General features: G+C 34.6%; 5 protein-coding genes. 1 reads left to right on the forward strand and 4 read right to left on the reverse strand.

Features of this window, described 5'->3' with window-relative positions:
• Positions 1–149: 149 nt before the first annotated feature.
• From rpmA to AC2A1C_RS13520, 4 genes are all read right to left on the reverse strand, one after another.
• The gene (rpmA, locus tag AC2A1C_RS13505; protein WP_484026345.1) at positions 150–407 is read right to left on the reverse strand and encodes a 50S ribosomal protein L27; all 258 of its coding nucleotides are present in this window, start codon (positions 405–407) and stop codon (positions 150–152) included.
• Between the two features lie 15 nt (positions 408–422).
• Positions 423–1,016: a 50S ribosomal protein L21 gene (gene rplU, locus AC2A1C_RS13510; RefSeq protein ID WP_484026346.1), complete on the reverse strand. Its 594-nt coding sequence runs from the start codon at positions 1,014–1,016 to the stop codon at positions 423–425.
• A 99-nt stretch (positions 1,017–1,115) separates the two neighbouring features.
• A complete protein-coding gene (gene uvrB, locus AC2A1C_RS13515) occupies positions 1,116–3,107 on the reverse strand; it encodes an excinuclease ABC subunit UvrB (protein ID WP_484026348.1) in 1,992 nt (663 codons plus the stop codon).
• Positions 3,108–3,169: 62 nt separating this feature from the next.
• A complete protein-coding gene (locus AC2A1C_RS13520) occupies positions 3,170–5,626 on the reverse strand; it encodes a TonB-dependent receptor plug domain-containing protein (protein ID WP_484026349.1) in 2,457 nt (818 codons plus the stop codon).
• A 287-nt stretch (positions 5,627–5,913) separates the two neighbouring features.
• On the opposite strand from AC2A1C_RS13520, the gene AC2A1C_RS13525 reads away from it, so the two are divergent.
• Positions 5,914–6,319 (forward strand): PQQ-dependent sugar dehydrogenase (locus AC2A1C_RS13525; protein WP_484026351.1); only part of this gene is annotated, 406 nt, incomplete at its 3' end.

Genomic DNA, 6,319 nt, shown 5'->3' on the forward strand with positions numbered 1-6,319 from the left:
AATTTCTTTGCGGTTTTTTGTTTTTAAAGCAAATTTTTATCCGGAAAAAATTCAATTTTAATCTTAAATTTGAGAATAATTGAACTGATTAATTCTAATAAAAAACCCCAACTTTTTAGTTGGGGTTTGTATTTTTATAACGCAAAAAATTAAGCGTTTGGTTCTACAGATACAAAAGATCTGTCGTTTGCTTTTTTAGTGAAAACCACTTTTCCGTCTACAAGAGCAAACAAAGTATGGTCTTTACCAATTCCCACGTTTGCACCTGGGTGATGTTTAGTACCTCTTTGTCTTACGATGATGTTACCAGCAATCGCTTCTTGTCCACCGAAAATCTTCACACCCAATCTCTTAGAGTGAGATTCTCTACCGTTTTTGGAACTACCAACTCCTTTCTTGTGTGCCATTTTATTTTAGGTTTTTTATTTTTTAAGTTCTTTAAATTGAGCAACATTCTTTTCGATAAGAGCATCTACTTCTTCATGAGTAAGAATGTTTTTTCCTAATTCTTCTTTCAATTCTTTTCCTAATGCTACAAGAACTTCTCTGTTTTCTTTAGATTGGGAAAGATTGTTTTTCTTCAAGTGATAGTTTAGTTCATGATCTTCGCTGAAGTTCACGGTATCTCTATCTGCGTTTGAAGTTTTGGTTTCTGCTTTTTCTGCTTTAGGAGCAGCTTCTTTTTTTGCAGATTTTTTAGCACCATCGAATCCTGAAATTCCTGTAATCTGGATCTGAGTTAAAGATTGTCTGTGACCATTCTTTACTTTGTATCCTTTTCTTCTTTTCTTTTTGAAAACGATTACTTTATCCGCTTTTACGTGATCTAAAATTTCAGCATCTACAGTGATACCGCTTACAGCCGGGGCGCCAACAGTGATTGCACCGTTTACAGTAAGAAGAACTTTATCAAAAGAAACTTTGTCTCCTTTTTCTCCTTTCAAACGGTTTACAAACAACTTCTGGTCTTGCTCAACTTTGTATTGAAGCCCTGCTATCTCTACAATTGCAAACATTGTTTATAAATTTTTAGTTAATAATTCTATTTAATTCGAGGTGCAAAAGTAAGAATTATTTTTGAATTAACAATAGTTTTCAACATTTTATAAAAATATTTACCCCTTCAAAGCAGCAATTTCATCTCTCAATTTTGCCGCTTTTATAAAATCAAGATTTTTGGCAGCAGATTCCATTTCTTTTTGCTTTTGGGAAATTAATTTTTCCAAATCTTCAGAATTGTAAGATGCCCGTTCTTCCGCCACTTTTTGCAGAATTTCTTTTTGAGTGTATCGTTCATCCGGGAAATCTTTACTTCTTCCAATTAACGCATCAGAAATTTTCTTATTTAATTGTGTAGGAACCAGTCCGTTTACTTTATTATATTCTTCTTGTTTTGTCCTTCTGTAATTGGTTTCATCAATGGTTGCCTGCATACTTTTTGTGATTTTATCGGCATACATTATGGCTTTTCCATTTATATTTCTTGCAGCACGACCAACCGTTTGAATCATTGAGCGGCGGGAACGCAACATTCCTTCTTTATCAGCATCCAAAATAGCAACCAATGAAACTTCCGGTAAATCCAAACCTTCCCTTAAAAGATTGACACCAATTAAAACATCAAAAAGTCCGGTTCTCAAATCCTGCATAATCTGGATTCTCTCCAATGTTTCTACATCGGAGTGAATATACCTTGTCCGAATTCCGAAACGCGTGAAATATTTGGTGAGTTCTTCCGCCATTTTTTTGGTTAAAGTAGTAACCAGAACTCTTTCGTCTGCTTCTGCTCTTTTTTGGATTTCTTCCATCAAATCATCAATTTGATTTAATGTTGGTCGAATTTCTATAATTGGGTCTAAAAGTCCGGTTGGACGAATAATTTGCTCTATGTATTCTCCTTCTGTTTTTTCCAGTTCATAATCTGCAGGAGTTGCAGAAACATAAATCACCTGATTCTGCATTCCTTCAAATTCATCAAATTTTAAAGGACGATTGTCCATTGCAGCAGGAAGACGAAAACCATATTCTACCAACGCTTCTTTTCTGCTTCTGTCGCCTCCGTACATGGCATGAACTTGTGGAATTGTAACATGACTTTCATCAATGACCATCAAATAATCTTTCGGAAAATAATCCAACAAACAGAATGGTCTTGATCCTGGCAATCTTCCGTCTAAATATCTGGAATAATTTTCGATTCCGGAACAATATCCCAATTCTTTTATCATTTCTAAATCTAATTCCGTCCGTTCTTCCAAACGCTTGGCTTCCAATGGTTTTTCAATATTTTTAAAAAACTCTACCTGTTTCACCAAATCATCCTGAATGGAACGAATCGCTCCGTTCAAGGTTTCTTTTGAAGTCACAAAAAGATTAGCAGGATAAATCTGAATGCTGTCGAAATTAGAAGTCACATTTCCCGAAACAGGATCAAAAGTCTGAATTTTTTCAATTTCATCTCCGAAAAACTGAATACGAACTGCATTATCTGCATAAGCCGGAAAGACATCAATCACATCTCCTTTCACCCGAAACGTTCCACGTTGAAATTCATTTAATGTTCTTGCATACAAAGCATTAACTAATGAATGAAGCAAATTTGTCCTTGTGATTTTTTCGCCAATCGAAATTGAAATCAAAGATTTATGAAATTCCGTAGGATTTCCGATACCATAAATACATGAAACGGAAGCCACAATTAAAACATCTCTTCTTCCGGAAAGCAAACTTGCAGTTGCAGAAAGTCTCAATTTTTCAACTTCTTCGTTGATGCTCAGATCCTTTTCAATATAAGTTCCAGTGGAAGCAATGTAGGCTTCAGGTTGGTAATAATCGTAGTACGAAACAAAATATTCTACCGCATTTTCAGGAAAAAATTCTTTGAATTCCATAAAAAGCTGAGCCGCCAAAGTTTTATTATGCGCCAAAACCAAAGTCGGCTTCTGAACATTCTGCACCACATTTGCTACAGTGAATGTTTTTCCGGAACCGGTAACTCCCAATAAAGTTTGATATTTTTCTCCACGCTCAAGACCTTCTGTCAGTTTTTCAATAGCTTGAGGTTGGTCTCCGGTTGGTTTGTATTCGGATTGAAGATTGAATTTCATTCAACAAAATTAGGAAATAAAAAAGAGTTCCATTACAGAACTCTTTAAAAAAATAATTGAGATTAAAATTTAAAACCAATACTCGTAAATAGCTGTCTTCCAGCAAATCCCATTTGAACAGGATCAAATATTCCTCCCGATTCTGTATTTCCATCCGAAACGGAATTTCTTTGCAAAGTAGGATAGCGATTGAAAACATTTTTGCTTCCAAGAATCCATGTGAAATTTTTTGAAAAATCATATCCAAAAGAAATATCTGTGGTAACTTTAGGGGTGTAATATTGGAAATCATCGTCTCCGTTATAACCCACTAAAGTCACTTTATCGAATCTCACAAATTGAAGATTCGCATTGAATTTATTGATTTTATAGTTTAAATTCAGATTGAATTTCGTTTTTGGAGCAGAAGCCAAAATAAATGCTCTTTCTCTGCCGCTTAGATACACATCTTCTTTTCCTTTTAATTTATCAGAAGTGTGAACATCGGTAATTTCCATTTCGTTATAATTTCCGGCTAAAGTGGCGGTGAGTTTTCCGGCTCCAATAGTATCATTATAGGAAAGAATAACATCTACTCCTTTCGTTCTGGTATCAATGGCATTGGTAAAAAACTGTGCCTGATCTATATTAAGGTCAGCTAAAGTTTGCCCAATTTCGCTATCAGTCTGATCAAAAGTCCCTGTTAATACAATTCTGTCTTTTATTTTAATATAGTAACCATCAATTGTTGCTGTAAATTTTGCTGTATTAAAAGTAAAACCGGCACTTCCATTTACAGATGTTTCTTGTTTTAATTGAGGAATTCCTACTGCTTTTGCAAGATCACTATCATTGGAAGCTAATTGTATGGTGACCAATTCTCCTCCCTGAAAGTTGGTGAATTGTAGGCTATAATATTTTTGAACTAAAGATGGCGCTCTAAATCCTGTAGAAATAGATCCTCTAAATGCAAATTCCGGAGTGAAAGCATAACGTGTAGAAAATTTGCCATTGAGAGTTCCTCCAAAATCATTGTAATTTTCATATCTTCCGGCTGCACTGATCATCCAGTTTTTGGTAACATCCAATTCTGTATCTACATACGCTGCAATATTATTTCGGTTTTTATCTACGCTTTGAGAATAGCCGGGAAATCCCTGTGATCCGGCTGGACGATAACGAACGGGATTGGTATCAGGATCAGTTCCTGTTCCGGGAACAATTACTAATAATTCTTCAGGTGTATTTGCCGTTACCAAATTTCCATTGATGTCGTACGCAGCATAAGAGGCTTCTTCTCCTTTAATAATTTTAAAATTTTCATACCTGAATTCCGAACCGAAAGCTACGTTCAATCCATGAAGTACATCAAATGATTTTGTTGCATTAAATCCTGTTGTATTCTGAAGCAATGAATGACCACCTGCATCAAAACTGGTTGGCGATTTTACGCCTAAAGTAGCATTTATGGTGTTGTCTATCTGATAGATAAATCTGTTGCTGCCAAAAGCATTATAAAAATCGACATCCCAATTTGCAACTTTGAATTTTAATCCGTTATCAAATGTAAAATCGGTGATTTTTGTGTTTTGTATTGGATTAAATCCATTTGGATAGACTTCGGGAATATTTCCATCAGCATCTGCACTTCTTGTCCATGCGTAAGCATTTGTATTTCTATATGAAAAACCGGGGTGAGAATAAAATTTTAAATCATCAGAAAAAGGAATTTCAATATTACCAAAGAAATACATATTGCGGGATTTTGCATCTCCGAACCGTTGTCTTGGCGCATCATATTTAGCAGGATTTGCATTTCTGATTGCGTAGTCTTTATTAATGAATTCTAATGTGAAATTTCCAAAACCTTTATTCCCGATTTTGGTTCCGTAATTTCCACTAAAATCTATGGTAAAACCGTCTAATTTATGATCCGAAACTACATCATTATCTCCCGGACTTTTAAAAAGATTGACTCCCGAAAAAATATTTCCTACAAATCCGCGATCTCTGTCATTCAACACTACATTGATTACCCCTGCAATTGCATCCGAACCATATTGTGCAGAAGCGCCATCACGAAGAATTTCCACCCTCTTAATTGCTGCAACCGGAATTGTATTCAAATCTGTCCCTGTATTTCCTCTTCCTCGAGTTCCAAATAAATTGATGAGTGAAGATTGATGATATCTTTTTCCGTTAAGCAAAACCAATGTCTGATCCGGACCAAGTCCTCTCAAAGTAGCGGGATCAACAGCATCAGCTCCATCCGATCCGGATTGTTTGTTAGAATTAAAAGAAGGAGCAGAAAATTGAAGAAGCTGATTGACATCTACTTGTCCGGTTGATTCCTTCAATTGTTTCAAATCAATTACATCTACCGGAACCGGAGTGTTGGTTACCGTCCGTTTTTTATTTCTCGAACCTGTAAGTACAATTTCTTCTACTTTACTTTCTTTAGATAAGGTGTCGGTATTTTGTCCAAATCCACAAGTAACAATTCCTATAAAAAATAGGACACTTATTTTTTTACTTTCCATAGTTTATTTTTTTACATACGATAAAATTAAGGTTTTTATCAGTAATATACTCAGAATAGTGAATTTTTTTTAATAATCAAATCTTATTTTTTATAAGAATTATTCATATTTAAAATTTATAAACAACTCCACAAAAGTTGCATTTTATTCTGGTGATAATTTTGTAACTTGTTTTTAAATAAGAAATTAAAAATATGATACGATACACTATATTTCTGTTTATAATAATTTTCATTGTTATTTCCTGCCAAAACAAACAAAACGGAAAACAAAAATTTCCCGAAGAAATGCAAAAGGAAAATCTATCCGTAGAAACCCAGAAGCCAAATGCAGATTATACACCAGCATTTGAAGGACAAACCAGAATAAAAGCAATAACAACATCTTCATCCTACCAAAGTGAAGTAATTGCAGAAAATCTTGGCCGACCTTGGGGAATTATCAATTTACCGGATGGAAGATTCCTGATTACTGAAAAATCAGGATATATGAATATTGTTTCTAAAGATGGAAAGACTATTTCCAAAATTTCAGGATTTCCAAAAGTGGACAATTCCGGACAAGGTGGATTATTGGATGTTGCTATAGATCCTGACTTTCAAAATAATAGAATGATTTTTTGGACTTTCTCTGAACCTTATGGAAAAGGAAATCTTACTTCTGTTGCAAAAGGAAAAATTTCTGTGGATGAAA

The organism is Chryseobacterium sp. HNCC26DJ241 (assembly GCF_057180505.1).